Origin of the sequence: Streptomyces sp. NPDC058157 (genome assembly GCF_042884105.1) — a bacterium.
Taxonomy (GTDB): Bacteria; Actinomycetota; Actinomycetes; order Streptomycetales; family Streptomycetaceae; genus Streptomyces.
Genome location: NZ_JBHVUQ010000359.1, coordinates 1 through 3387, shown reverse-complemented (window position 1 = coordinate 3387; position 3387 = coordinate 1). Strand labels below are relative to the sequence as shown.

Below are 3387 nucleotides of genomic sequence, written 5' to 3'. Positions count from 1 at the left end.
GCAGGTCCCGCTCGATCCGCCGCAGTTCGGCCGCCTGCCCCTCCAGCGCCTCGGTCCGGTGGTCCGTCAGTTCCCCGACCCGGCGCCGGAGTTCGGCCAGCGGCGGGGCCGAGAGGAGCCGCCGGCCCCACCGTGCGTGCAGGCGCAGCACGGGCGGGGCGAGGAACAGCCCCGCCGCGGTGAAGCCGAGGCCCAGCACGGCCGCCGCGAGCATCAGCGCGGTGCTGTGCACGGGGACGAAGGCGTACCAGTTGCCGTCGTCCAGCAGCCGCCACACGAACGGCTGCACCACCGCCCCGAACAGCCCGTACACCACCAGCGACGGCGGTACGGCGACCAGCAGGCCGCCCACCACCGGCTCCAGCCACGCCCAGGTCAGCTCCCGCCAGAATCCCGCGTCGGCCAGGACCGCGCGGGCCCCGGCGGCCCGGGGGAGCGGATCCGGCGCGCCGACCCGCACCCCCGACCACTGCTGCGCCCACCGCCGGGCCCGGTCGCCGCACCGGCGCAGTCCGGCCGCGGCGGGCGGCAGCAGCCGCAGCCCCAGGCCGACGGGCAGCAACAGCAGCGCCCCGACGACGCCCGCTCCGACGAGCGTCACCCGCAGGCCCAGCAGACCGGCGAGCTGGCACCGGCCGACGGCGGCCACGCGGCGGAGCAGCCCCGTACGGAGCGAAGCGGATGTCGAACTCATGTCCCGTGCAGGGTAGTCGCTCCGGGCACCGCCCCCGCCGTCCGCCCACCCGCCCGCAGCGCGAGCACCGCGGTGGCCACCACCAGGCCGGACAGCCCGAAGCACACCATGGGCGCGACCGCCCCCGACTCCTCGTCCAGGAACAGGAGCAGGCCGAGGTTGACCAGCGTGTGGTAGCCGCCCGCGAGCAGCAGCCGCCGCCACCCTCCCGTGCCCTCCAGCGCGACGCCCAGGACCACCGACATGGCCACGGTGGCCACGAGGAACCCGGCGGCGTAGGCGGGGGCCCGCCCGAAGACCGGCACGTGCCAGGCCCCCCACAGCGCCCCCACCGTCACGGAGGCGGCGACCGTCCCCAGCCGGGTGCGCAGCAGCGGCTGCAGGAAGCACCGCCAGCCCACCTCCTCCCCGCACGCCCCCACCAGCTGGGCCACGGCGATCAGCGCGAACGGGTGCCGCAGCGACCCCGGCGGTGTGAATCCGGCCTCCCCGCCCACCGCCCAGTACCCGAGCACGGTGAGCGCGACGATCAGCACGGCGGCCCCGAGCAGCCCCGCCCCGCCGGACAAGCGCGCCCCGGCCGCCCTGCCGCTCCCCGCGCCCCGCAGCAGCGCACCCGTCCACCGGGGCCGGCACAGCGCGAGCACGCCCACCGCGAGCGCCGGCCCGAACTGGGTCAGCTGCACGACCTCCTCGGGCACCCCGGTCCCCGGCTGCGCCGCCCCCAGCACCCCGGCCGCCACGAAGGCCACGCCGGCGAACACCGCCGCCGTACCCCACACGACGGCACGTCCCTCCCGCCCCGCGCCGTCCGCGCGGTCCCCCCTGCCCAAGCGTCCCCTCGGCATGAGCGCCCCTCCCCGTCATCAGTCCTCGAACCGGTACGCCCACCACGATGCCGCCCGCCGCCCGGCGGGCCACTGCACCTGGCAACCCGGCCGGGGTGGAGCTGGATACACCCCCGTGCCGCCCGGCCGTGGCCGGAGACGGTCCCCCGACGGGGCGACGTCCACGCGTTCACCTGACCGCCGGGGCCCGATGCGCCATGGTCGTAGCAGCGCCCGCCGCCGTGGCGGGCCGCCGCGTGGGAGAGGCGGAGCGATGGCGGACGACAGGGAGACGTGGACGACGGAGGAGTTCGGCACCTCGCACGAGGGCTGGGTGGGAGTCCTGCTGGACGACGGCATCGTCCCGCAGCCGGCGGTGTTCGACACCGGATCCGGTCCCGACGTGCACCGGAGCTCGCACTGGTCCGTCTACGACGGGCACTTCGCGCACGTCCCGCGCGCGGCGGCGCTGCGCGGGGTGTGCTCGTGCGGATGGGCGGGCCCGGAGCACCCCGTGGACTGGGAGGCGGCCGACGGCCAGGACATGGAGGACGCCGCAGCCGACCAGGCGGAGGCGTGCTGCGACGACTGGGACGGCCACACGGCCGCAGTCGAGGCGGCCACGATCCCGCTGCCCGAGACGGTCACCGCCCTGCTGGAGCAGCTGGAGGCGGAGATCGGCAAACTCGGCACCTCCTCGCCGCTCGCCGCCGTCCGGGCGGTCCGGCGGCTGGAGGCCGCCGGGCGCCAGGCCGGGTACTGGGCCGCCCGCTGCGCCCAGCACGACGCCACACCGCGACAGGCCGCGACGGCGCTCGGCCTGACCGAGGGGGCCGCCCGCCGCGAGCTCGCCCGCCTGGGCCGCTGGAACCGCTACCAGGCGTGACGGCCGGGCCCCGTACGGCTGCACCGCAGTGGTGCGCCGCCGGGGACGCGCGAGGAATGTCCGGCCGTCCGGGATGACGACCGGCGGGCCCGGGCAGACGAGGGGGTGCCGGCCCGACCGAAGCCCGGAGGTGATGGGGGATGGCCCGCACCGCGCGCACGCCGGTCGCGACGCCGCGCCGTGCCCGGCGCAGGCCTCCCGGACCGGCTGCCGTGCGCCCGGAGCCGCCCGTGGCCCGGGTTCCCGCGCGGCCGCCGGTCACGGGCTTCGCGGTGCGGCTCACGCGCGGCCGGGGCCTGGCGGCGGTCGCCCGGGGCCTGACCCGGTGCGCCCTCGAAGCCCGCGCCGTCGACTCCGGCACGGTGGAGGACGCCGCCCTGGTCGTCTCCGAGCTGATCACCAACGTGCTGGAGCACACCCTCTGCGAGCCGCTGCTGGTGGTCGTCCTCCACGGGGGCGGGGTACGGCTGGAGGTCCGCGACGCGGACGCGCGGCTGCCGGTCTCGCGGACGCCTCCGCCGAGTGCCCCGCACGGCCGGGGCATGGCCCTGGTCGCGGCCGTCTCCCACCGGCACGGCGTGCGGCGGCTGCCCGGCGGCGGAAAGGCCGTCTGGGCCGTCCTGGTCCTGCCGCCGGCCCGCCGCGGGCACGGCGGCCCCTGAGGCGCCCCACCGGCGCCGGCCCACCCTGTTCGTTTTCCGGCCGGAGCCCTTCGCCCAGGGGGCGGCACGGCGCACACCGGCCGCCGCATGCTGGAATGCCCACACTCGGCCCGCAGCGGGCCGGACCCGCTCACCGTGCAGCCGGACCCCTTGAGGGGAGGCCCCGCGCATGATCGAGATCCTTTCGGCCCACGTCACGCTCGACACGCCCGCGGCCGCCCCGGGGGTGGCGGTGTGCCGGATCTTCGGCGAGGTCGACGTCGAATCCCGCGCCGACCTCCACGACGCCTTCGCCCGGGCGGCCGGACGCGCCACCAC

At 77.9% G+C, this 3387-nt stretch carries 4 protein-coding genes; 2 read left to right on the top strand and 2 right to left on the bottom strand.

The genetic code is table 11. From position 1 onward, the window contains the following. Together ACFVXK_RS37680 and ACFVXK_RS37675 are read right to left on the bottom strand one after the other, a co-directional pair. Positions 1-694: sensor domain-containing protein (locus tag ACFVXK_RS37680; RefSeq protein WP_389621619.1), on the bottom strand; the 694-nt coding region annotated here is incomplete at its 3' end. Continuing rightward, entirely contained in the window at positions 691-1476 is a 786-nt protein-coding gene (locus ACFVXK_RS37675) for a CPBP family intramembrane glutamic endopeptidase (protein ID WP_389621616.1), read from the bottom strand. The genes ACFVXK_RS37680 and ACFVXK_RS37675, both read right to left, overlap by 4 nt. Positions 1477-1795: 319 nt before the next feature. On the opposite strand from ACFVXK_RS37675, the gene ACFVXK_RS37670 reads away from it, so the two are divergent. Next, positions 1796-2407 carry a hypothetical protein gene (locus ACFVXK_RS37670; RefSeq protein WP_389621613.1) on the top strand — a complete coding sequence of 204 codons (612 nt, stop codon included), beginning with the start codon at positions 1796-1798 and terminating at the stop codon, positions 2405-2407. 230 nt (positions 2408-2637) lie between these two features. Continuing rightward, positions 2638-3069 carry an ATP-binding protein gene (locus ACFVXK_RS37665; RefSeq protein WP_389621610.1) on the top strand — a complete coding sequence of 144 codons (432 nt, stop codon included), beginning with the start codon at positions 2638-2640 and terminating at the stop codon, positions 3067-3069. Positions 3070-3387: the final 318 nt, after the last annotated feature.

Bases quoted from the DNA above. Each gene is read 5' to 3' on its own strand.
- ACFVXK_RS37670 (WP_389621613.1), top strand. From the start codon at position 1,796: ATGGCGGACGACAGGGAGACGTGGACGACGGAGGAGTTCGGCACCTCG.